The 22,883-nt window shown below is 47.6% G+C and carries 20 protein-coding genes; 17 read left to right on the forward strand and 3 right to left on the reverse strand.

Annotated features, from left to right (window positions below):
• Window positions 1–158 precede the first annotated feature (158 nt).
• Both radA and ACOCLE_RS15535 read left to right on the forward strand, forming a co-directional pair.
• Entirely contained in the window at window positions 159–1,532 is a 1,374-nt protein-coding gene (radA, locus tag ACOCLE_RS15530) for a DNA repair protein RadA (protein WP_419533238.1), read from the forward strand.
• Between the two features lie 338 nt (window positions 1,533–1,870).
• The gene (locus tag ACOCLE_RS15535; protein ID WP_419533239.1) at window positions 1,871–7,489 is read left to right on the forward strand and encodes an autotransporter domain-containing protein; all 5,619 of its coding nucleotides are present in this window, start codon (window positions 1,871–1,873) and stop codon (window positions 7,487–7,489) included.
• Window positions 7,490–8,015: 526 nt separating this feature from the next.
• Here the strand turns inward: ACOCLE_RS15535 and ACOCLE_RS15540 are convergent.
• The gene (locus ACOCLE_RS15540; RefSeq protein ID WP_419533240.1) at window positions 8,016–8,750 is read right to left on the reverse strand and encodes an RING finger domain-containing protein; all 735 of its coding nucleotides are present in this window, start codon (window positions 8,748–8,750) and stop codon (window positions 8,016–8,018) included.
• 199 nt (window positions 8,751–8,949) lie between these two features.
• Between ACOCLE_RS15540 and ACOCLE_RS15545 the strand changes: the two genes are divergently transcribed.
• From ACOCLE_RS15545 to ACOCLE_RS15575, 7 genes are all read left to right on the forward strand, one after another.
• Window positions 8,950–9,381 carry a GNAT family N-acetyltransferase gene (locus tag ACOCLE_RS15545; protein WP_419533241.1) on the forward strand — a complete coding sequence of 144 codons (432 nt, stop codon included), beginning with the start codon at window positions 8,950–8,952 and terminating at the stop codon, window positions 9,379–9,381.
• A gap of 219 nt (window positions 9,382–9,600) precedes the next feature.
• The gene (locus tag ACOCLE_RS15550; RefSeq protein ID WP_419533242.1) at window positions 9,601–10,008 is read left to right on the forward strand and encodes a hypothetical protein; all 408 of its coding nucleotides are present in this window, start codon (window positions 9,601–9,603) and stop codon (window positions 10,006–10,008) included.
• Between the two features lie 71 nt (window positions 10,009–10,079).
• The gene (locus tag ACOCLE_RS15555) at window positions 10,080–10,346 is read left to right on the forward strand and encodes a hypothetical protein (protein WP_419533243.1); all 267 of its coding nucleotides are present in this window, start codon (window positions 10,080–10,082) and stop codon (window positions 10,344–10,346) included.
• Window positions 10,347–10,464: 118 nt separating this feature from the next.
• A complete protein-coding gene (locus tag ACOCLE_RS15560; protein WP_419533244.1) occupies window positions 10,465–10,866 on the forward strand; it encodes a VOC family protein in 402 nt (133 codons plus the stop codon).
• 299 nt (window positions 10,867–11,165) lie between these two features.
• Complete coding sequence (locus ACOCLE_RS15565) at window positions 11,166–11,999, forward strand: hypothetical protein (RefSeq protein ID WP_419533245.1); 834 nt, start codon at window positions 11,166–11,168, stop codon at window positions 11,997–11,999.
• Window positions 11,996–12,502 (forward strand): pilin, encoded by a 507-nt coding sequence (locus ACOCLE_RS15570; protein WP_419533246.1) that lies wholly within the window; start codon window positions 11,996–11,998, stop codon window positions 12,500–12,502. The genes ACOCLE_RS15565 and ACOCLE_RS15570 overlap by 4 nt, the downstream gene beginning before the upstream one ends.
• 304 nt (window positions 12,503–12,806) lie before the next feature.
• Window positions 12,807–13,355 carry a hypothetical protein gene (locus ACOCLE_RS15575; RefSeq protein WP_419533247.1) on the forward strand — a complete coding sequence of 183 codons (549 nt, stop codon included), beginning with the start codon at window positions 12,807–12,809 and terminating at the stop codon, window positions 13,353–13,355.
• Here the strand turns inward: ACOCLE_RS15575 and tnpC are convergent, their stop codons facing one another.
• Window positions 13,356–14,861 (reverse strand): IS66 family transposase, encoded by a 1,506-nt coding sequence (gene tnpC, locus ACOCLE_RS15580; RefSeq protein ID WP_419532963.1) that lies wholly within the window; start codon window positions 14,859–14,861, stop codon window positions 13,356–13,358.
• Between the two features lie 74 nt (window positions 14,862–14,935).
• Between tnpC and ACOCLE_RS15585 the strand changes: the two genes are divergently transcribed.
• The 4 genes from ACOCLE_RS15585 (at window position 14,936) to ACOCLE_RS15600 (ending at window position 17,777) form a co-directional block, all read left to right on the forward strand.
• Complete coding sequence (locus ACOCLE_RS15585) at window positions 14,936–16,117, forward strand: hypothetical protein (RefSeq protein WP_419533248.1); 1,182 nt, start codon at window positions 14,936–14,938, stop codon at window positions 16,115–16,117.
• A 185-nt stretch (window positions 16,118–16,302) separates the two neighbouring features.
• A complete protein-coding gene (locus ACOCLE_RS15590) occupies window positions 16,303–16,713 on the forward strand; it encodes a zf-TFIIB domain-containing protein (RefSeq protein ID WP_419533249.1) in 411 nt (136 codons plus the stop codon).
• Between the two features lie 121 nt (window positions 16,714–16,834).
• The gene (locus tag ACOCLE_RS15595) at window positions 16,835–17,353 is read left to right on the forward strand and encodes a GNAT family N-acetyltransferase (RefSeq protein WP_419533250.1); all 519 of its coding nucleotides are present in this window, start codon (window positions 16,835–16,837) and stop codon (window positions 17,351–17,353) included.
• Between the two features lie 49 nt (window positions 17,354–17,402).
• Window positions 17,403–17,777, forward strand: a complete 375-nt coding sequence (locus ACOCLE_RS15600) for a DUF1801 domain-containing protein (protein WP_419533251.1) — start codon at window positions 17,403–17,405, stop codon at window positions 17,775–17,777.
• A gap of 259 nt (window positions 17,778–18,036) precedes the next feature.
• On the opposite strand, the gene ACOCLE_RS15605 is transcribed toward ACOCLE_RS15600, so the two are convergent.
• Window positions 18,037–18,810: a hypothetical protein gene (locus tag ACOCLE_RS15605; protein ID WP_419533252.1), complete on the reverse strand. Its 774-nt coding sequence runs from the start codon at window positions 18,808–18,810 to the stop codon at window positions 18,037–18,039.
• An 87-nt stretch (window positions 18,811–18,897) separates the two neighbouring features.
• Here ACOCLE_RS15605 and ACOCLE_RS15610 point away from each other — a divergent pair, with 87 nt between their 5' ends.
• The 4 genes from ACOCLE_RS15610 to ACOCLE_RS15625 all read left to right on the forward strand — a co-directional run bounded on the left by ACOCLE_RS15610 (window position 18,898) and on the right by ACOCLE_RS15625 (window position 22,784).
• A complete protein-coding gene (locus ACOCLE_RS15610) occupies window positions 18,898–19,800 on the forward strand; it encodes an alpha/beta fold hydrolase (RefSeq protein ID WP_419533253.1) in 903 nt (300 codons plus the stop codon).
• 226 nt (window positions 19,801–20,026) lie between these two features.
• Entirely contained in the window at window positions 20,027–21,688 is a 1,662-nt protein-coding gene (locus tag ACOCLE_RS15615; RefSeq protein WP_419533254.1) for an SGNH/GDSL hydrolase family protein, read from the forward strand.
• A 144-nt stretch (window positions 21,689–21,832) separates the two neighbouring features.
• Window positions 21,833–22,123 carry a DUF3861 domain-containing protein gene (locus tag ACOCLE_RS15620; protein WP_419533255.1) on the forward strand — a complete coding sequence of 97 codons (291 nt, stop codon included), beginning with the start codon at window positions 21,833–21,835 and terminating at the stop codon, window positions 22,121–22,123.
• Between the two features lie 112 nt (window positions 22,124–22,235).
• The gene (locus ACOCLE_RS15625; RefSeq protein WP_419533256.1) at window positions 22,236–22,784 is read left to right on the forward strand and encodes a pyridoxamine 5'-phosphate oxidase family protein; all 549 of its coding nucleotides are present in this window, start codon (window positions 22,236–22,238) and stop codon (window positions 22,782–22,784) included.
• The last annotated feature ends 99 nt before the right edge of the window (window positions 22,785–22,883 follow it).

Raw genomic sequence — 22,883 nt, forward strand, 5'->3', positions numbered from 1 at the left:
ATTAGCCTGTTGAAGGACTGGAGCCATAAAGATCACAAAGCTGCCGATGATTGTTCCTTCAGAATCGACAGTTTTGTGATCTTTGTGGTTTCAATCAGAAGGTTTGTCAGCGAACTGGCTAAGCAGTTAGACTGACTCTATTTGCGCAAAGACTCTTCATGGCAAAAGCAAAATCCCGAAAAGCATACGTTTGTACTGAATGCGGCAGCGAAGCCGCCAAATGGCAGGGGCAGTGTCCGGACTGCAAGGCGTGGAACACCTATAAAGAGGTGAACCTCGGTCCAGCGGCCTCTCCATCCATTGCCGCCAGTAATAAAGCCGGCTTTGCCGGCACCCTCTCCGAGCTGAAAACCCTCAGTGAAGTGGATGTTGAAGAAGCACCCCGCTTTTCCAGTGGCATGACGGAGTTTGACCGGGTGCTCGGTGGCGGTTTTGTCAAAGGCAGTGCCGTGCTGATTGGTGGCCACCCCGGTGCCGGGAAAAGTACCATCCTGCTGCAGGTGCTCTGCCACGTTGCCCAGTCCATGAATGCTCTTTATGTCTCTGGCGAAGAATCACTGCAGCAGATTGCCGCCCGTGCCCAGCGATTAGGACTCCCAACCGATAACCTGAAAATGCTGGCGGAAACCTCCGCAGAAAACATTGTGGCCGTCGCCGAGCAGGAAAAGCCCGGCATCATCGTGATCGACTCTATCCAGGTGATGTACATGAACGGGGTGGACTCCGTTCCCGGAGGCGTGGGCCAGGTAAAAGAGTCTGCCGCTTTCCTGACCCGTTTTGCCAAACAGACCGGCACGGTATTGTTGATCGTTGGCCACGTCACCAAGGACAACTCCCTGGCCGGTCCCATGACCCTGTCCCATATCATCGATACCCAGATCATGCTGGGCAATACTGATGACTCCCGCTTCCGGATGATGCGGGCCACCAAAAACCGGTTTGGTCAGGTGAACGAGCTGGGTATTTTCGCCATGACCGAAACAGGCATGAAAGAAGTGAAAAACCCTTCAGCCATCTTCCTCTCCCGAACCCAGGAAGCGACCTCAGGCAGTATTATCTCTGTACTGTGGGAAGGTACCCGCCCGCTGCTGGTTGAAATACAGGGGCTGGTGGTGGAATCCCAACTGGGTAACCCGCGCCGTGTAACCGTCGGCGTGGAACAGAACCGCCTGGCCATGCTATTGGCAATTCTGACCCGACACGGTGGTATTTTCACCAGTGATCAGGACGTATTTCTGAATGTGGTCGGTGGCGTAAAGATCACCGAGACCAGTGCCGACCTGGCCAGCCTGCTGGCCGTGGTATCCAGCCTGCGGGATACACCGCTGCCTCAGGATCTGGTGGCGTTTGGAGAGGTTGGTCTGGCCGGAGAAATCCGCCCGGTGGCCAATGGCCAGGAGCGTCTGATCGAAGCCGCCAAGCACGGTTTCAGCCGGGCCATTGTTCCCGCAGCCAATCAGCCAAGAAAGCCGATTCCCGGTCTGACAGTGATAGCTGTGAAAAAGTTATCAGAAGCACTGGAAGCCATTTAAACCAACGCCCTGAAGCTTGCCTCACAGCAGAACCGTGGAAAAGCATCCATTTAGCATGACCGGGTTAAACTTTACTCGGTCATTTTCTTCACGGTTACCCCTCTTATTCTGAGCGCCTTGCATCCGGAAAACATCATCAAGGTTATTTTTCGGGCAAGAACACGCATCCAGATCAATAAAATCCAATAAAAATGCAAAACCCATCACATTATTGTGGATTTATCGTAAATTTTAAGTAAGATTACGTATTGCTAATTGTAAAGCCATTGTCGTTTTCCCAGGACAGGCAGTAAAAGTTTCTTGTGCAGTGTGGCTCTCGCTCATAAGAGAGAATAACCATGAACAGGAACGAGCTATTCCGCAAATCGCTGTTAAGTACAGCGGTAGTGGCCATTTTGCATACCTACTCCATGGGAGCCGCCGCCGCTCCCTGCCCCGCCCCGGTCGACGGGGGCATCACCATCAGCTCTGGTGAAACCTGCGACACCATCACCATATCCGACGACAATCTCGCCAATGTTATCACCGTCGGCGGTACGGTTGATGGCGATATTATCAATACCACCGGGCTAGAGTTTTTCAAGGTACTGGTCGGACCGGAAGGTGATCGCGACATCACCGGCAGTGTTATCAACCAGGGCGAGCTGATTCTACCGGATGGCATTGGTACAGAGAACGATTACTCACTCTTCCTCGCTGGCGATAACCTGGACGATGACGACGACAGCAATGACCTTATCCTCAGCATCGGCGGAGATGTCATCAATGAAGGTACGGCAACGTATCTTGAAGTTGAGTATGCCGATATTGGCGGTGACCTGATCAACAGTGGCACCTTGACTCACGATTACCTGATTGTTCGAGACACAGCTGTTGCTGGCAGTGTGGTTAACAGCGGTACGATTGGCAGCGCTGAAACCCCGGTATTCGACGCCATCTGGATTGACTCATCATCCATTGGTGGCGACGTTCTGAACGAGGGCAGTATCACGGGCGACAACATCGGTATCCATATCAGTGAAACGGATATTGCCGGTGATGTTGAAAACAGCGGCAATATCACCCTTACCACCCAGGGCGAGCACTACCAGCAGGTAGGCATGTTCGGCATCCAGGTGACCAACGTCGTACCTTCTGATGGTCCTGAAGGGTTCGAAATTCTTGGCGAATCCACCGTTGGTGGCAGCGTAATCAACAGCGGCACCATCACCATTACCGATGCAGATCCTGAAACACCGGCTCTGATTGAAGATATGGTGGGTGGTATTTTCGTTGGGGTTGAACTGGAAACACAGGAAACCCCGGCAGCCTATGTCACTGGTGATGTGATTAACACCGGTGAAATACGGGTGGAAGTGAATAACCATGAATATGGCGAAACCTTCGGTATTCTAGTTGAAAATGCCAATGTTACCGGCCGTGTGGGTAATGTGGGTGAAGACAGTATGATCACTTCTTCCCGTGAAGGCATTATCGTTGCGGATGACTCAACGGTCGGTGACGTGGTCAATGAAGGCGCCATTTTCTCTACTGGCTTCTGGGACGGTATCTATGTCGATGAATCAACGGCGGCCAGTGTCTCCAATACCGGCCTCATCGTTACTACAGCGGGTGCGGGGATCAATGTCAGTTCCAGTACTGTTTCCGGCACTGTTCGTAATGATGGCCTGATTGATGCCAGTGGCGGCTTCGCTGAATACCAGCGCTGGGATGATGAAGAGCCTGCGCCACCGGAAGAAATAGAAGGCAGTGGTATTTATGTTTCAGCCTTTACCGAATGTGATGAGCTGGAAGAGAGCTGCACAGACTTCACATCAACAACAGGCAGCATTATTAATGGTGAGAACGGAACCATTAATGCCACCGATAATGGTATCGACGTCGACAGTGCTGTGATAAACGGCAGCATTATCAATCAGGGTACCATTGCTGCCGACCTTGGCATTTACGCAGACAGCACAACCATTTCCGGTGACGTGATCAACAGCGGCCTGATCACTGGCTATGAAGGGATCTACCTGGAGAGCAGTGAGAACGGCACCACCACGCTCAATAACATCGTTAATGACACCGCTGGCAAGATCCAGGTTGAAGAACTGGGTATTGCCATCAATGGTATTGAAGCCAACAGTGTCATCAACAATGGACTGATCAAAGTCGAAGCGCCTCAGGAAGCCATGCCACGGATGTATGACAACAGCTTCGGTGCAGGCATCTATATCAGAAGCAGTGAGATTGCAGAAGATGTCACCAATAACGGAGATATCGATGTTTTCGGCTCGGGTATTGCTCTGGACAGCTGGGGTGACGGCCAGACCACTGTTCAGTATGTACTGAACAATGCTGATGCCACCATCACTGCCGGCAATAGCGGTATCGAGCTGAACGGTGTGAATGCTACTGGTGTTGGAAACCTTGGCGCCATACTGGCTGGTGATATTGGTATCTATGTTTCCGACAGCAACCTCACCGACGGCGTATACAACAGTGGACAGATAAATGCCGGTTATGCCGGTATCGAAGTGGCGGGTGATGATGAAGGCTCACAGGTTGGCATCATCGTCAATGATGAAAATGGCGTCATAACCACTGACAGCGAAGAAGAGTATGGCGACAGCTTTGGTATGGGGGCCTTTTTCCTGTCCGGAGAGAGTCTGGTTAACGCCGGTATCATCAACAGTGCTATTGGTATGGAGTCCGTTGGAAGCAGTTTGACCGAAGGTGTGGTCAACACTGGCACCATTAACGCTGACTGGTCAGGTATTCAACTCTACAGCACACAGGCCGGCACAGTTGCCAACGAAGGAACCATCAATGTCTCTGAGGAGTATGGGGCGGCCATCAACATCGCTGGAAGTGAGTTAACCACCGGTGTCTACAACAACGGCACCATCAATGCGAGCGAAGGCATTTTAGTTTCCGGTTATCCTGGCTTTGGTCCGATGCTCGCTGTACAGGATTTTCCGCCACCACCACCTCCACCTCCTGGCCCAATACCACCTGAAGAAAACGACCCTTTATCCGTTGGTATTATTGTTAACGACGAAAGTGGTGTGATTAACGCAACGGCTGAAGATTCCTACGGTATCGGCCTTGATTTTGTTGAGGCGACCGGTCTGGGTAATGCCGGTATTATCAATGCCAGTTATGGCCTGAATGTTACCGATAGCATTCTGACTGATGACATCGTGAACATCAGCACTATCAATGCAAGCGACACGGGGATTGCCGTTGAGAACAGCCAGATAAGCGGCAATATCCTGAATGAAGGCCTGATTGAAGCGGACTACGGCATTTATGTCGAAAGCTGGGAAAATGGCTTCGTTAACCAGGTCAGCAACAGCGGTGTTATTACTGCCGATATGGATGGCATCAGTCTGTACGACACAGTAGCAGACAGCATTATTAACGAGGGCAGCATCACCGCCAGCAATGGTTATGGCATCTACACGTCAAGCAGCGATGTCTCCACCGGCATCCGGAACGATGGCGAGATTACCGCAGCTTATGGTGGTATCTATGTCGATAGCTTTATGGGGTATGCCGAAGGGCTTCCTGTCGGTGCGGTGATCAATGATGAAAATGGCGTGATCACCGTCACGGATGGCGGCACTGGCATTACCCTGGAAGACCTGCCGGCAACCAGTATGATCAATGCGGGTGTTATCAACGCCAGCACAGGCATGTACCTGGAAAGCAGTTACCTTGAGAGCGATATCCTCAACAGCGGCACCATGAATGCCAGCTATGAAGGTGTATCCGCTGAAGACTCTTACGTCGAAGGCATGATTGCCAATAGCGGCACCATCACCGTCACAGAAGAAGGCCCATACTATGGGCGTGGTATCTCCGTTACTGACGGTACCGGGGTTGGCGCCGGCATTCTGAACACCGGTGATATTACCGCAGGCTACGGCATCCTGGTCGAAGACGGCATGATCGAAGCAGCCATACTGAACGATGGCGCCCTGGAAGCCGGCATTGCCAACAGTGGTACCATCAACAGCAGGCACATCGGTATTTATATTGATGAGCTATCCACCGGTTTTGATGGTGAAAGCAGCCAGAAGGCCGCCATTTATAACGAAGGGGTCATCAATGGCGACTACCAGGGCATCCACATCAATGGCGAGCTGAATGGGGACATCCTCAATACCGGCACCATCAGCTCGGATCAGGGTGCAGCGATCTACGCCAGCTTTGGTGCAGACCATGATGGTTCCGTCGAAAACTACGGCTCCATTACGGGTGGTAATGACGGTGAAACGGTCACCGCCATAGATTACGGCGATGCCTTTGCACCGCTGACACTGGTACAGAAAGCCGGCCAGATCATCGGTAGTATTTTTGGCAGCTCAGAAGGCAGCAGTGACAGAGCGTATATCGATGGCGGCAGCATCACCGGAGATCTGCACGATATCGAGCAGATTTATGTTGACGGTGTTACCACGCTGGACGGCAACGTTTATGGTGGCAGCTTCATCAATATTGAATCCAGCGGTAGCCTGACACTGACCGGTGAAGCCCGTAGCTTTGAAAGTGACCTTAACCTTTACGGTGGTACGCTCAGCCTGAACATCAGCAATGAGACCGACCCAGCGGAAGCGATGCTGAGCACTGAGGGTTATATTTACCTGAGCAGCGACAGCCGCCTGGTCATTACCGCCTCTCAGAACCTTGAGGTAAATCTGGACCCTGTCGATTATCTGGCATTGTCTGGTAATGCACTCTCTCACAACGGTGTAACCGTTGAATCCGGCTCTGCCATCATTACCGCGGAACTGGCCGAAGTAACGGTAAACAGCCTCAGCGTGACGGTCGCTACCAACGACTTTGGTCAGGTTATTGAAAGTGTTGGCGCCACCGGTAACGAAGTCCAGGTTATCGATGCCTACATGCAGGAATACATCGCCAGCTCTGGTGGCGAATGCAATGCAATCTGCCAGGCCATTGAGCAGGCAGAAACCGCGGAAGAACTGGCCGCCATTGCTGAAGAGATGGTGCCAGACTCCTCCGGCGTTGTCGGTGCCAGTCAGGCCGCTCAGAGCGAAACGCTGGGTGCCGTATTCAAGCGTATTGCCGGTTTCCGCAGCAGCGTCAGCGGGGTCAGCTCTGGTGACAACATCGAGCCCGGCTCACTCTGGATGCAGGCTCTTGCGTCTGATGGAGACCAGGATGCGGTTCAGTACCAGGGCAATGACTTCGACGGTTACAGCTACCGCACCCGTGGCTTTACCATCGGTGCCGATGCCGATCTGAGCGATACCCTCACTGCCGGCCTGGCCGTGACCTACGGTGTCACCAAGTCCGATGTGGAAGGCAGCGCCAACCGCAGCGAAACCGACAGCTACCTGCTCACTGCTTATGGCAGCTGGCGTCAGCAGGACTACTTTATGGACAGCAGTATCGCCTTCGGTGTCAGCCGTTCCGATATCGAGCAGTACACTGCCAACGTGAAGTCCACCGCCGACAGCGATGCTGCCCAGGTAGCCCTGCGCCTGGTCACTGGCCGCACCTTCGCCTTTAACGACAATGACACCATTGTTGAGCCTCAGGTGGCCTTTAACTACAGCCGTGTGGATACCGACAGCTACACCCTGCAGCCGCTGAATATGGAAGTGCTGGATCAGCGCATTGAAACGGTGGAGCTGGGTGCCGGCCTGCGGGCAATGACCGCAATCGATACCAAGCGCGGTCTGTTGATTCCAGAAGTGAACCTGATGGCCTGGCACGACTTTGCCGCCGACCGGGGTGATACCGCTGCCCGCTTCCTGACCGGTGCCGGTAACAGCTTTGTTACCACCGGTGCCAAGCCAGAACAGACCAACTATCAGGCGGGTCTGGGTGTGCAGTACTGGTTAAACAACAACGTCAGTCTGTCTGCCAACTACGACCGGAACTGGAACTCCAACTTCAGTGCCGATACCTGGCTGGCCAATATCCGTTATGACTTCTAACGGCTAATGCTCTGCAAAACCCCAAACGCCCGCTTCTGCGGGCGTTTTCTTTTGGGGAGTCCGGTTTTGTTGATATAAGACTATAGTCGTTTTAAAGAGAGTCTCTGTACAATAGCTCGGCGTTATAACGACCTACTGAGCTACCAGGAACCCTGCTCCCCCTGATGATGATACGATCAGGGCAAATCTACGGGCGGTAGCGTTTTTGTCATTTTTGCTGTTTTGCTGAGAAACTGAGCCATGTGCTGAAGCCCTGATCTGCGCAGAAACGAGACTGCCTGGTGATTAATGGTTTCTATCACAAGGATGCTTGTGATGTTCAGTCAGGTGCAAAAGGCTTATCTAAGGTAACTCTGACGTATCGGAGGGAATTGCGAAAAGACTTATTAATCAGAGCGTTACCAAACCTGTAAAAAGGGTGATATATCTCACGTGAGTCATTAAGAAAGGTGAATGGGGGGATATAACTCAAGTGAGTTCAATAACCAATATTGCTCATTTGAGTTCTAATACAATCTTATGTGTCTCAACCAAGCAATTTACTCAACCTCTCCAAGAAAGGCCTTGCTTCAGCTTCTAAACCATTATCCGAAGCGATTTGTAAATTTATCCTGATAAAATCTAATGATGTATCTTTATTTCCGTTTAAATAGTTTTCGAGGGCTTCTTTCGCCATTTCAAGTCTACAGCGTATCATCATGGGTTTTGCTTCAGCTTCTAAACCATTATCCAAAGCGATTTGTAAATTTATCCTGATAAAATCTAATGATGTATCTTTATTTCCGTTTAAATAGTTTTCGAGGGCTTCTTTCGCCATCTCAAGTTTACAGCGTATCACCAAGGGTTCTGCTTCAGATTCTAAACCATTATCCAAAGCGATTTGTATATTTATCCTGATAAAATCTAATGATGTATCTTTATTTCCGTTTAAATACTCTTCGAGGGCTTGTTTTGCTTTGTCTATGCATGCAACTGCCAGCTGATCTTCCACATCATCTAGCTGTAATCTATTAAGGGCTGCTCTTAAAGTGTATATGTTTCGTCTGCATAATGGGCAATTATTTACTATCCCTCCTTCAACTTTAGTATTGAGCCATGTTTTCAAACATGAAGCATGAAATAAATGATTGCAGTCAGTTTCTATTAACTTCCTATCTAAAAATTCGCCAATACAAACTGGACACTCGTTTTTATCAGAGTCCGGTTTCTCGACTCTAATTAGCTCTTGCCCACCATAGTGTAATTTATAAACTGATAGCATTAAAAAACATCCTTTTATAGGATTGGTTTCTATTATTAACATTATTAAAGATATAAAGTTCCGCAGTAGTAGTGAGGTCAACACATAATACAATGTTATGTAATTAGTGCAAATCTCAACTATTACTCACTTGCAATAGGATGTTATTCTTGCAACTCGCGGCTGCACATCAGAGCAATTGAACGTAACAGAGAAATCTATGATTGTTGAAAATGTGCTTCCTGAATACTATGCAGAAATGCTGGATGTTTGGGAAAATTCAGTCCGAGCTACTCATGACTTCATTACGGAAGAAGATATTGAGTTTTTTAAGCCTATCATCATCGAACAGGCTTTCCCTGCTGTGACACTGAAATGTGTCAAGAATGCCGAAGACCAGATTCTAGGGTTTGTGGGCGTTCATGATGCGAAAGTTGAGATGCTCTTTTTGCTCGACAAGGCACGGGGAAAAGGCATAGGTCGGTTGTTACTTGAGTATGCAGTAAACCACCTGGGAGCAGTGAGTGTCGATGTAAATGAGCAAAACCCACAAGCTGTTAATTTTTACAAGCACATGGGTTTTAACGTCATCTCACGTTCACCTCTCGATGATATGGGTAAACCTTTCCCGATCTTACATATGAAGTTGTAAATCTCGGTTAATCTCTAATCGAACTGGGTAGAAGAAACGCTTAAGGCTAATAATCTTAGGCGTTTCCGCATGTCTGCAAGAAATCACATAACCAATGCTTCCAGTTCGTTCCGGGGCTACGCTCCTCCACCCGACACCGTCTGCGGCGGTTAGGCGCTAAACCATCATTCGAGTAAATCCTGCTATTCTCATGATGAATAAATCAACAGGGTTTTGTTCGTGAATAAATTCCAGAGTTACTCTTTACTTCTATTGCTCTCATGCAGCATCGCATTTGGAGATGAGGAAAGTCCATGGGAACATTCAGAATCGCTTGATGCGGTCATAGCAGCACCAGACTCTCATAAAATCCTCCTTGAAAACGAAAATGTGAGAGTCCTGAGAGTTGTGATAGAGCCTGGAGCAAGAGAGCCTGTCCACACTCATAAAGCGAGTAGTGTCATGATTGTCGATCAGCCAGCTCAAATAAAATATTATGGCGAGAACGGTCAGCTGCTATTCATGACTAAACCCACAGATGGAATGTCACACCAAAATCCACAGTGGCTGGATCCTGAGGGCTTACACAGTGTCGAAAACATAGACAACAAAGTATATAAAGCATACAGAATCGAAATCAAAGAGTAACTCGCGCCTAACGAGTGCGTCATGCGGACAAGGCGCACAGGCAGGCGTTATAAGACATACAAGAGTCAGCTATGGGATTAATAGAAGCAATACTGTTAGGCATTCAGTTTAAAAGACTACAGAAACCTTTAGTGTTCTTTTCTATGCTCATTGGTTTTGTTGCTTTCAGTGTTTTCGGTGCAGGCATAATTGGGGCACTACTTACTGAGCTTGCATCAGCGAACCGGGAATTCATTCTCCAGCTAGTCGGTGCCAGCTTTGGCCTGCTTGCCATATCGGGTATCTTTTTTGCTTTGGCGTGGGTATGTGGTTACTTGATAAAAAGGTGCTTCGAGTAATGCCCTGTAACAAGTTGCTCACTTACACTCAAGCCTCTTCGGGACAGCCTGCACCGCATTCCGGCTGCCCCCTGACAAGAAGGCATCAGACATATTTTGAGAAGTCCCGGGAAAATCCATGATTCCAAATCTTCAAAATGTTGATCATATTCACCTCAATGTCTCAGATAGGTCTAAATCAGAAGAATGGTATAGGCTGGTATTAGGGTTTCAAAGGGTGGAAACTTTAGAGTTTTGGGCTGTGAGTGGTGGTCCACTGACGTTAGAGAGTGCGAATAAGAATATACACCTGGCTCTTTTTGAAAATGCTGAGATTCAAGATACAACAATTGCGTTCAAGGTGGGAGCTTCAGAACTGGATGAATGGATTATTCATTTAGCTGAAAACGATATTCACTGTAAGCCAGTTGATCATGCGGTTTCATGGTCTATTTATTTCAAAGACCCAGATGGAAACCCATTTGAAATCACCACATATGAGTATGATGTGTTTATTAAAAACAGTAAAACATCTTCCTAACAAAGCATTCTATCTAACACGGTCAATGAATAAAAATTCCACGTTAAATTTTAGGTGTGTAAAGACCGGAGGCAGTTCTTGAATCATGAGACCTGAAAACCTGATCATAAAATCGTCAAAGCACTAAAAAGCTTTCCTTTGTGTCTCTGTGGTTAGAAAACGAAGAAGCCGGTGTCATTTCTTTTATTTTGTCTTGAGCATAATGAAATTACTGCTCCCATCACCACTGATTATATTCCGGTAATGACCCGTTTATTTGGCACCAATCGCTTTATATCCCAACCCTCTGGAGTTAAAAAATGACATGGAGCCGATTTCATTTCCTCTGTCGGGAAATGAATGAACATTTGCAAACGTCTGAATCCCCCTCTGTGGCTTTTGAACATGCTTCCCGGTGTGAGGCTGTCCATTGGTATGGACCTGCATCCAAAAAAAGATCGTTGCAATTCAAGCTTGAAGAGCGGTTAAAGAATACCGCGTCCAGGGAAAAAGCACTGATTGCAACGTCAACTTATGGTGCTCTTGATTTTTCTGAGCCCATCAAGGCATTGGATAAAACCAAAAGAGCGCACACTTATCTCTCGTACGTGACTGGTATCTATTTATTGGCATCAACGGTATATATGACCAAGGTCATCCCTGCGTTTATGGCGATGTACGAGAACCTGAATTTCCCGGTTTCTGACGACATGGCATGGTATGTTGATCACTGGAATGCCATAACCGCCACGATAGCCCTTGTATTATGCTTTTCCATACTGTCATCGCATACCATGAAACGGATATCATGCTTAGCCATCGAGCCTGCCAGGTCCCTTCTTTTCAGACTGCTGATGCCCAGTAAGATAAAAGCCTCTTATCAACAGCTGCTCAGCTTAATGAATTACCCGATCGATTATGATGAAAGTGATAACGAGCTTTATCGTTATTTAAATCAGTTCATCCATAACCCGGGCAGACGACATCAGGAAATTACTGCGATTCTGAGCCGTGAAAAGCAGGTCTTGCAAAGACGATTAGAGGCATATACCACATTACTGCTCACCATTTCAGGCGTGGTAATCATTTACTCCATTTACTGCTTTATCAACAGCGCCTATCAACCGCTCTTTACCCTGAGTTCAGTGTCATGACATCAAAAGAAAATGGATTTACTTTAATTGAGTTAATGGTTGTTGTAACCATCATTGGGATTTTAGCCTCAGTCGCGATGCCGCAGTATCAGACGTATATTCACCGAAGTGAAATCGTCGATGCATTAAGTATCTCATCCTCCATCAGAGAGAAAGTACAAGCGTATTACCATGAAAACCTGGCCTTCCCGATAAATAACCGGCAAGCAGGTGTACCAGCTCCTGAACTGCTGATTGGGAACCGGGTAGAAAGCATTACCGTTGAGGAGGGCGCCATTCATATTCAGATAGGTCACAAGGCACCCGTAATATTGAAAGGAAAAATCTTAACCTACAGACCTGCCGTGGTTAACAATAGCCCGACCAGCCCTATGTCCTGGTTATGCGGTTACGATGAGCCCGTGCCGGGAATGTCAGCGGTAGGTAACAATAAAACCGACATACCTTATGAATTGTTGCCATCGGAATGTAGAAATAACTTATCCCATGAAGAGCGCGCTTGATCAGCGTTCCGATGGGGTGAAAAACTGATCACAGAATCATTCAGGTACCGAAATCCGTTTCCTCTGTGTCTTTGCGGTGAAAACAGAACCCACCCTCTCAGGCCTGGCCTTTTGCACCTGGTGATGAAGAAAAGCCTGACCTCATCATTCTACTGCACGGCACTATATTACGAACGTTTTGGGTCAGTCGTCACAATTCATTCGGGTAAGACTGGAACTCACCAACTTCTTACATGTCTAGAAATGAAAAGAGACTCTAAAAAGATCTTGATCATTTGATTTCTAAAAAACAGGAGAAACAGGCATGTTTGATAAAGTGGGCGCAGCACAGCCACCTCAACATGAGGGCAAACTAAACCTTGTACTAAAGTTTGATAAAAAACCTGAAAGTACCGAGGGGCAAGCCTGCCTCAGTGGTCATCAGGCAGCCCATCTACAGGCGCCTTCTTCAGTACCCCCTTCGCTATCAGGGCGACCTGACTCACCGCCACCATCGGGTTGGGAGTTTTATGAGCCTGGCCCTTCGCGAGAGTTGACGACTCGACACTGCAGAAGTTCATCACCGGATGAGGCGCCAGGTACCGGGGAGGTGGTTACTGCCCCCGGCAATGAGGCAGAAGGCAAGTCTGATAGCGTACTGTCTTCAGACTCTGAAGACAGCATCGTTGTTGTGAGTATGCCTGAGGGTACCCCCACACTGGGTAGTGAGAGCCAGACACTGGGCAGTGAGAGCCAGAATAGTGGGTCGGTCCCCCAGTCTCCAGAACCGGTATACCCTGCTGAAGACTCACTCGAGCATCTTCCCAGTGTCAGCTCTATACACAGCTCATTTTCTATTATTCCTGACGAGTAACTATTCAGCACCCAGCAAAGGCGTATTGTTGTAATTTCGAACCGCTTTAAGAAGCGCCTGAAATATGTTCAACCCCTGCTTTTTAGCAGATGATAAATAGCTTCGGATTCGGGTAAACATGGTACCTCCGTCTTCGCTTCTGAAGCAGCCTGAGATCTTCTGCTTAAGTTTGGCCATCCTGGCATCACGTTCACTGCCATTGTTATCGAAGGGAATTGAAAAGTCCGACATGAAGCGCAACGTTTCAACCTTAAACTCAATAAGCCTTTTGAACAGGTTGTAGGCCTTGGTATTCCTGACCTTCTTACGTCCAAGCACCTGTCGTTGTTTTTCCATATAAGCGGTTTCCTTCGTGAGAGCCCTTTGAAGGATTTGGTCGTATATCGTCTCAATGCGAAGCTGTATTGCACCAGGCATTTGAGTCAGACCGGCTGCTTTGTATTTCTTGCAGAAGTGCCAGGAGAGCGTAAGCAATTTCATCAGCCGCAGAGCCAGCTTATTCGCATCCCTATCGACAACTCCCTGAAGCTCTCTCAGATGATGGGCATTACAAAGCACATGCACTGCCGCATAGGCAAAGTAGGACTTCCAATGATCGTGAACCAGAATGCCTGCAAAAGTCAGCAGGATGCCCATTGCATCCATTGCTTCACAACCTCGCCTTTCTGAGAGGTAGTAAAGCGTCCATTGGTCATCTCGCATAATGTGTAACCACCACAGTGAACCGTCAACCCGCATGCCAGTTTCATCCGCTCCTGCAACCGGACTTTCTTGTAAAGCATCGCGGATACTCTGCTCAGTAGAGGCCAGGTTCTCATGGGTATAGGCAACAAAATTGGCAACAGAGCCTGCGCTGACACTCATGCAATAAATAGTATTGAAATACTCAGACACCCGGTGATATGGGATGAAGTGATACTGGTTTAAATGAACAGCCATTGCCTGAGTCACTTCTCCGTATTGAGCAGCGGCTTTCACTCCTTGGGGAAACTCAGCGGTGTTCCGTTTACCACAAGGACATACTTTAACGTCTGCCCAGTACGCGGTAACTTCAAATTCTCCGGGTCTACCTGGATCAAAAACCTGTCGCTCAATGTATTTGGTGGGTTTAATATCGATAAGCGAAGACTGGCAACAGCAACATTTTTCAACCTTCAGATGCCTGACATAATCGGGTAAGGCGACACGTCTCAAACAAGAGCCTTGATGACCTTTCTGGCCACCTGGTTTATTGCCTGAAGATGGTCTAAGGCTTTTGGGGTTCGGTGTTTCCTGTGAGGAGCAGGGGGCTTCTTTGGAAGATGTATCACCTTTATCACTCCCTTTTTTACTGGGCTTTTGATAACCATCTGACGATGGTGGCTTACTACTGTTTTGACTGTTTTTATTAACCCTTTCTTCCAGTTCGCTGCAACGTTCCCGTAAAAGCGCATTCTCGGTCCGAAGCTCTTCATTCTCTTTAAGGAGAGCTTCGGTAAACGGAGTAGCTGGGAAGTCTGGTTCCATACTGGAGATTTGTTAGAAAAATTGAGTATAAGATGATGGTCGAAAAATCAGAAAATTCCAGATTTATATGAAGGGTGCTGAATAGTTACCCTGACGAATCAGCCCAGCCAAGTTTTGCCCGTGACCTTCAATTTCCATCTTTGCAGATTATTCCTGAGAATAAGGTGATGCGCGTTGAGCCTTCAGCTCAGGATGAGAAGCAAATCGAAGAACAAGTGGTGAATGATCATGCCACAACAGAGGCTGGGTTAACCCATTCTGAAGATCTCCAGAAAGACCATTCCTCTTCGCAGCCCACTCTGGGTAGCAAGGCTGATCAGCAGTGGCTCGAGCAACAGCTTGCGGGTACAGAAGAACCAATGCCTTCCATTAAGGCTCATGAGAGGGCTTCACCAGTACTCCCCGGTTTTGAATTCCCTGGACAGACGACAAGAGGATCATTACCACCTGTATGGAGAGGAGACAAGAAGTACCCCTCTTTGCACCATTATCCATCATTAGGCTTCGGTCACTTTATGAACCAACATGGTGGAGGAATTGAGCAGGATGGTCTGACAAGCTTGAATACCCGTGATCAAAGACTTAGTGAAACTGTGGCTAGAGGAATAGCTGAAGGCCAAGGGAGGGGACAGGAGAGTTTGCTGATGAGTATTGGTGCTCGCAATATGCGATTCGAAGAGGATCTTGCCCTGGCTCAAAATTTTGCTGCTAATGAGGGGAGGGAACAAGAAAGTTTGTTGATGAGTATTGATACTCGTAATATGCGATTCGACGAGGATTTTGCCCTGGCTCAAAATTTTGCTGCTAATGAGGGGAGAGGCCAGAACAGCCTTATGATCATAGCCAGGGAAAATAATGAACACGACCTAGAGCAGCGGAGGATAGCTGAAGAGGCAGTTACACTTGAGTACAGAAGAGATCGCAGTATTTTACCTTCAACTCAGAAGGAGCCTACTGCTCCCCCTTCACATTTATACGATGATAGATCCTATTTGTCTTCTGGTTATGCATCAGTAAGCCAGCACCACTCTCAAGGTCACCCACCTCAGCGTAAAACTGATGAGGAGACTGCACTTGAATTTGCCAGTAACGCAACAAAGTCACAGGAACAAATTGAAGCAGAAATTAAAGATCGATTGAAACAGGAAGCCGACGCTTCAAAAAATAAGCAAGCAGAACAACGGTATACCAGGCGGGATCTTGAAACGATAAGGAGATCTCATTTGGAGGGTCGCACTGCGTGGTTAACCAAGTAGCCCTGTTTTAACTGTTGCCGAATTGATAACCAAAAAATAGGGTTCATACATTTGAACCCTATTTAATAGAAAATAAATATTGAATCTTTATACAAAATTGCTCTCGAGCAAGCTCATCCAGTAGCTGGCTGAAAGTGATGTTTTTACTCCTCAGATTGACTCTCAAAGAGTAGCCTTTACTATCTATGACTCAGAATAACTGCCCAAAGTGCCAGGAACGGCTGAGAGTTGAGCCTTACAGAAATAAAGAATACCTCGTTTGTTTTTATTGTGAAGGTACTTGGGTTAACCGTTCAGAACTTGATACCCATCTGGTGATCAACAGCCTTCGCCCATCTCAGAAAAGCACTGACCTCAAGTGCCCATGCTGTGTTGATAAACCACTTCATCATGCTGACGTTGAGGGTATTGAATTAGATTACTGCCTGAGCTGTTATGGAATATTTTTTGATAAAGGTGAGCTGGAAGCCGTTTCACCCGATTTCAAAAACATTAATGGAAAAGAGGTCGCTGTTGATGCGGCCAATGCCTTAGCTGTCATTATTACGGTATCCAGGGCAATAAAGTCATTTTATAAGGTTATCAATGGCGAATAATTCCCATAACCTATGGTTTCGGAGCTTTCCGGGTTTTGCTTCTCGACCGAAATGCTTTACCCCCAGCCACAGGTGGCTAACACTGGTACATTCATCAATTATAAGTGGATGATTCATTGGAATGATAATACCTATCCTTGAGACTGACCGGTTGATTCTCAGAGGCTTCAATGAACAGGACGTTGAACCCTACGCACAGATGTGTGCTGACCCGGAAGTCATGAAATACATAGGCACGGGTCAGACACTGTCCAGCGAAGAGTCCTGGAGAGGATTAGCGATGTTGATCGGCCACTGGGAACTCCGCAGGTTTGGTATGTGGGCCGTTGAGGAGAAATTATCGGGCCAGTTTGTCGGCAGAGTCGGGCTTTATAATCCAGAGGGATGGCCGGGCATTGAGGTTGGCTGGGCATTGGCAAGGGAGTACTGGGGTAAAGGTTATGCGACGGAAGCGGCACACCGTTCGGTTCAATGGGGGTTTGAGAATACCAGTGCGGACGCACTGATCAGCCTTATCATTCCCGAAAACACGGCGTCTATTAACGTTTCTGAGCGTATTGGTCAGCGCTTCTCCAAAGCAATCACCATCAAGGGAGTAAACGCCAACCTGTACAGCCTGAATAAGCAATCCACCAAATGATAAGGCAAAAGAGAAGCAAGGACTTTCAAGTTAGAGGACATTGCCGACGATGAAGGATTTCAGCACTCAAAGAATTGCTGGTTTTATGATGGACCTTCAATCGACAGAGGCCGAACGTTACGACATGGCGCTGAAGATTAGAGATATGTATTTCAATGTTGACCCAGATGTCATTGAAGACATTAAGTACGGCGGTCTGGTCTTTTCCAAAGGCCAGAGGTTGATAGGAGGCCTGTTCTTCTATCAATCCCACGCCTCTATCGAATTCAGTGAGGGCGCCAGCTTATCGGATCCAGATTCGGTGTTGGAAGGAAAGGGTAAACTGCGCAGGCATATCAAAGTTACATCCTGCGAGGATATACAAAACAAGAATGTCAGTTCGTATGTAAAAGAATCGCTGGCACAACATTTAGCAAGCTCATGATGAATAGCCAGGGACATTATTGTGCTTTCTATCAAGTCATAATGACATACCTGCCCCCATCCTTTGACTTATGAAGAGCCATGCCCCGAACTATCGCAAGAGCTCTGACTCTGAACACTGGGACGAACAGCACAGTAATAGTGCTCTTGCAGCACTGATAAAGGTTCTTCTTCTAACAAAACGGGTTTGGACTCATCTTTTTCAGACTAATCTAAAACCTGCTTTTTTTCTCAATGGCTCTGATGGCTCGAAAATACACCTATTTGCAACTTTTAATTGGTGGAACTCTGAAAACTTCAGATATTTGAAATTCCTCTCTGCCGTTAGGAGTTTCCAATTCTTTTTTCACGTTTATCCACCCTTGTAACGCTTTAAGACTGTAGAGTTGTTTTTTCAGTACAACTGGATCATCCAAATCACTTAGTTCCTCAAGTGTTATTCCACAGCATTTGCCTTCAACACTTTTGAGATCTTTATCTGATACAAGTTTAAAACTGTAATGAGGTCCAAGATTGAGGTTGGTTCTGGGAATCTGATGTCCGGTACCACCAAATCGGTCATTCGCACTGGCTATAAAACTGGCAAGTCTTGATATTCTGGCATCATCCACAGAGCCTTGTTCATGATTTGAGGCAAAGCTATCTACTTGTATATAACCAGTGCTTTCCCTGAAAACTCGAAGATTACTATTCCGCTGACCATCAGAAAGAACATGGCCATAAGACTTTTCTCTGACCATGGGAGCTATTAATGAAGTATTGTTATTCTCTGCAGAATGTAAAGGAGCAGTGTAATGCTCAGCAAAACTTACTGTACTCATAAAATCAGTAAGTTTCCTTTTTCTTTGCGTGGTCGCGGAAAAATAGCCATAAGACTTTTGTTTAATAGAACCTCTGTTATTTTCAGTAAGTGATACACACCTTTTTTCGCCACCAATAGGAAACTGTGGCCGCGTTGAGGACCATTCTTTTTTCTTAACGTATTGAAAAAAATCATCAAATTTACTGTTCGAAGGATTAGTTATGACATCCATGTCCTACCTCACCATTGCAATTTTCTGAAAATAATAACTTTTTGATAAAATATGCTCACTAACCTGTGAGCAAGTAAACCTGACAAAATGAAAACAACAATCAATAAATGCTTATTTGATGGTTATCTCTGGTGCGAGCGAAAGCTGGCCGGCCTTAGCCCCAAACAGTTGATAACACCTGACGGTACGTTTGCCTACCTGGAAGGCGGTAAAGGTTCAACCATTCTCCTGCTGCATGGATTTGGCGCTAATAAGGACAACTGGAACAAACTGGCCAAATACCTGACCCGTGACTTCCATGTGATTGCCGTTGATCTACCAGGGTTTGGACACAGTTATCATGATCCAGAAGCCAGTTACGGATTAGCGGACCAGCTCATGCGGTTGCTGACCTTTGTTCAGCACAAGCAGTTAACGGACGTTATGCTGGCGGGTAACTCTTATGGTGGCTATCTGGCGGCTAATTTTGCCGCACAACACCCTGAGCGGATCAGAACTCTGCTGCTGTTAAATCCACTGGGCGTAGCAGGTGCAAAACACAGTGAAGTGTTTAACTGCATTGCTGCCGGTGGTCATAATGCATTGCTGCCGGGTAATCAGAAAGAATATGCGTTTTTATTGCAGAAGTGCTTTTATAAAGTGCCCTACCTGCCAGACTTTGCCATTGAGCAGTTAACCCGTGAAGCTACCAGCAACCCGTCGTTGAAGGAGAAGATTTTTTTTGCAACCCATCAACGGTCAGGCAACAACCTTATTTTTGAAGGCCCGCTGGAACAGGTGCTGAAAACCTACTCTGGCCCTATCGTGGTGTACTGGGGAACTGAAGATAAAATTCTGCATGTGGATGGCGGCCGGGTGCTGAAGCGGGAGGTCGAACACATCAAGCTGGTTGAATTTGAAAAAATAGGCCATTTACCCATGTTGGAAGCTCCCGGAACAATGGCCAGAGAAATCGAAAAAGCCCACCACGAAGTGAAAAAGCGTACTTAAGACTCCGAAAAGCCGAACCAAAAGGAATGACCATAGAAAAGAAAAACGGGCTCTGATCTCCAATTAATCTAACCTCGCGGTCAGTTCCAGCTAGAACATGTGTAAGCAATGCCATCAGAGTCCAGCCATGAAAAACTGCTTGTATACACTGGTCACCTGTTTTTTCGTTTTGTGTTTTCTGCAAACCAGTGCTGCTCATGAGCTCGACATCAGCGCACCTATACTCATGAAACCTGAGCCGTGGTCTCCCAATACGTTACTTGTATTTGGGGATAGCCTCTCAGACAGTCATGGAGATGACTTTCATTCGCCAGAGTCAGCACTCTCAACATTCAATTTGCTGAAAACCCTGAGAGGCGATTTCAACCTGCTACTCGAAGAGCCACCTATTGATCTGAGCCAGTTTTTCTCCCGCGCCAGCAGCATCCGGAATATTGAACAAACATTCGAACTTTATCGTATAGAACTTCAGGCAGAAAAACGCGAACAACGCTTTCTTCGACGGTTACTGACAGGTCTGAAAGAACGCGTTATTAATCAGCTGGAAGCACTGCTGACGAACATGCTGACCAGCCTTAAAGTCATAGAGCAGAGGCTGGACAACCATCTGCTGGTTGCAGTGAAACGCACTACCCGTTTTCTCCGAAAGGTTCAGTACTCCCATATTGCCAGCTTGATGCCCTCCATCAAAACGATCAGCAGGCTTCTGGCTAATAAGACCGAAGCCCTGGGAGAGATCATTAATGCAGACCTGGTCTCTATGATGCCAGCCGTGGCTGAAGATACCTTACTCTCGACTACTGCTCGGTTTGCAGATCAGATACCCCTGTTACCCGACATCGAGCACTACGAAACAGGGAAATGGACCACTGGCCGGGATATGGATTTGATGTGGCCAGAGGTGCTGGTAAAGATGATGTCATCCCCGGAACAGCACACCGTCAACCTTGATAACCGGGCCATGGCTGGAAGCTGGATACTGTGCGCTGAAGGTAAGCTGGGCAGACCTGGTGCCTTCCTCCGTTCTGTGGAGGGAGTCATGGATGCCGCCGTCACACTCTTTCAGGGCAGCCTCATCCCCCCCTGCGAGGGTCTGATTGTTCAGTCTTACCTGAGTGAGCGCAGGAGCAAGGTCAATAAACACCCATCTGACCCGCTGATCTCGCCGGACACACTGGTTGTCTTTTTTAATGGCGGTAATGATTTCCTGAATAACTGGCACGACCCTGACGATATTGCCCAGGAACAGGCACAGGATATTTACAATGTGCTGCTGGCGGGAGCCCAGCGGGTTATTATCTTTGTACTGCCCGATATCACGGCCGCCCCCAGGTTTCTTAACTCCCCGGAACGACAGGAGTTGCATGAAAAGTGGCAGGTGTATAATGCCAGCCTCAGTATGAGAATTAACCTGTTGAGGGAAACCTTTCCACAGCACTCTGGCTATCGTGTCATGAAAATCGATGGCGAAGAAGTGTTTGGAACGCTCCGAAACGATCCGCAATGGGATTTCGAACACCCTATTCTGAATATTCCGATACCCGGTATGGACGATGCTGAAGAGGTTGAAAAAGAGCGCCAGGCCCGCATCGCAGAAAAACGTAAAGAGGCTGAACAGCAGCACAATATTGTGACTCAGGAACTGCTAAGTAATGCGGCATTTGATGACAGCTGGCAACCCATCCGTGACCATTTCTCTCAGGTAACTTCGGGTAAAACCGCATTTTACAGCGACAGCGTGCACCCGAGTGCTGAGGCTCATTACGCCATTGCAGAGCAGACCTGTCAGATTCTGGCCGAACGCTTTAACATTCCCTGCGATACTCACCATTACTCAAAAGAGCAGGCCATAAAAGAAGCTCAACTCCGTAAACACAACGCAGGGTAGTTACAGTATGTCCGAGGGTGTTCGGGAGAGTGAGTACCTGCTTAAATAATCCCCCCTTTCAGCCCTCCTTTTTGCATACCTGCATCAACCAGCCTCAGTCTGCAGCAGCTATCCTTACCAGACTTACGTAGTTTAGGCTTGAACATGAAAAAAGGTCATCACTATACAATTCGTCTTGAGCATACTCTGAACCCTGATGGTTCAACGCCAGACGATCAGCCCGTTGAGTTTAATTTTATCAGCCACGACGAAATATTCGGCATACTGAAAAAGTTGAAACAACGACCGGATATCGAACCAGAGACTGCTGAACAGTTAGGGCTGGGTATCAAACTGTTTGGTGGCGTCCTGTTACAGCACCGAAACTCGGAACTGTTTTCAACGCTGGCTCCTCATTTCGCCGATTTTATGAAAGCACTGAAAAAGTCAGGATAACGTTATTTCTGCCTGAGCCGGCCTGCTAATCAACAAAACCACTTTATGCAGCTTTACAGTGGCGAGGGGAAACCTATCCTGATAATCGGACTCATAACCACCGGCAATCAGTATGAAAGCCCACTCAAAGCAGGCCGCTGAATTATTACTGGAGAATATCTACTGTGCACTGGGCACATCATCGCTGGACGGTTCTCCATGGGTAAGCCCGGTTTATTACTCTCTCAACGAGAGTGCTGACATATTCTGGGCTTCCAGCGTTACCTCAACTCACTCAAACTTTATTGCTGCCAACCCCAGAACATTCATCTCAATTTTTGACTCCACCTGTCCCCCCAGAACAGCAACAGGATTATATCTGCTTGGCAAAGCAGGTCAGTTCATCGATGCATGCCTCTCTGAGGTGGTCACCCGACATTTTCAACGCATCAATGAACACAGCCAGCTGAGCGGCGGGGATTTCCTGTTCGATGCGCCCGAACGTCTGTATTGTTTTAAGCCGGAAAAAGCATGGGTACTGGATAAGCCAGAAATGATTCAGGGTCATCGGATTGACAAGAAGACTTCAGTGCCCATTACCGAAATTCAGAAAGCACTGAGAGACATTGCTGAGGAGGGAATGAATCAATGCTTTCAGCCAATGGATTTCCTAGCCTCCTGAAACCATGAAGTTAGAGGTAAGGCCTTCAGCCCACACCAGAACAAGGAAAGGCCTTGACCCACGCCTGCCGGGCGTGTGATCTTTTTGCACCAGACAGGT

It is taken from the genome of Endozoicomonas sp. (genome assembly GCF_965196975.1).
Lineage (GTDB): Bacteria > Pseudomonadota > Gammaproteobacteria > Pseudomonadales > Endozoicomonadaceae > Endozoicomonas.

Bases quoted from the DNA above. Each gene is read 5' to 3' on its own strand.
- radA (WP_419533238.1), top strand. From the start codon at position 159: ATGGCAAAAGCAAAATCCCGAAAAGCATACGTTTGTACTGAATGCGGC.
- ACOCLE_RS15535 (WP_419533239.1), top strand. From the start codon at position 1,871: ATGAACAGGAACGAGCTATTCCGCAAATCGCTGTTAAGTACAGCGGTA.
- ACOCLE_RS15540 (WP_419533240.1), bottom strand. From the start codon at position 8,750: ATGCTATCAGTTTATAAATTACACTATGGTGGGCAAGAGCTAATTAGA.
- ACOCLE_RS15545 (WP_419533241.1), top strand. From the start codon at position 8,950: ATGATTGTTGAAAATGTGCTTCCTGAATACTATGCAGAAATGCTGGAT.
- ACOCLE_RS15555 (WP_419533243.1), top strand. From the start codon at position 10,080: ATGGGATTAATAGAAGCAATACTGTTAGGCATTCAGTTTAAAAGACTA.
- ACOCLE_RS15560 (WP_419533244.1), top strand. From the start codon at position 10,465: ATGATTCCAAATCTTCAAAATGTTGATCATATTCACCTCAATGTCTCA.
- ACOCLE_RS15565 (WP_419533245.1), top strand. From the start codon at position 11,166: ATGACATGGAGCCGATTTCATTTCCTCTGTCGGGAAATGAATGAACAT.
- ACOCLE_RS15570 (WP_419533246.1), top strand. From the start codon at position 11,996: ATGACATCAAAAGAAAATGGATTTACTTTAATTGAGTTAATGGTTGTT.
- ACOCLE_RS15575 (WP_419533247.1), top strand. From the start codon at position 12,807: ATGTTTGATAAAGTGGGCGCAGCACAGCCACCTCAACATGAGGGCAAA.
- tnpC (WP_419532963.1), bottom strand. From the start codon at position 14,861: ATGGAACCAGACTTCCCAGCTACTCCGTTTACCGAAGCTCTCCTTAAA.
- ACOCLE_RS15590 (WP_419533249.1), top strand. From the start codon at position 16,303: ATGACTCAGAATAACTGCCCAAAGTGCCAGGAACGGCTGAGAGTTGAG.
- ACOCLE_RS15595 (WP_419533250.1), top strand. From the start codon at position 16,835: ATGATAATACCTATCCTTGAGACTGACCGGTTGATTCTCAGAGGCTTC.
- ACOCLE_RS15600 (WP_419533251.1), top strand. From the start codon at position 17,403: ATGAAGGATTTCAGCACTCAAAGAATTGCTGGTTTTATGATGGACCTT.
- ACOCLE_RS15605 (WP_419533252.1), bottom strand. From the start codon at position 18,810: ATGGATGTCATAACTAATCCTTCGAACAGTAAATTTGATGATTTTTTT.
- ACOCLE_RS15610 (WP_419533253.1), top strand. From the start codon at position 18,898: ATGAAAACAACAATCAATAAATGCTTATTTGATGGTTATCTCTGGTGC.
- ACOCLE_RS15615 (WP_419533254.1), top strand. From the start codon at position 20,027: ATGAAACCTGAGCCGTGGTCTCCCAATACGTTACTTGTATTTGGGGAT.
- ACOCLE_RS15620 (WP_419533255.1), top strand. From the start codon at position 21,833: ATGAAAAAAGGTCATCACTATACAATTCGTCTTGAGCATACTCTGAAC.
- ACOCLE_RS15625 (WP_419533256.1), top strand. From the start codon at position 22,236: ATGAAAGCCCACTCAAAGCAGGCCGCTGAATTATTACTGGAGAATATC.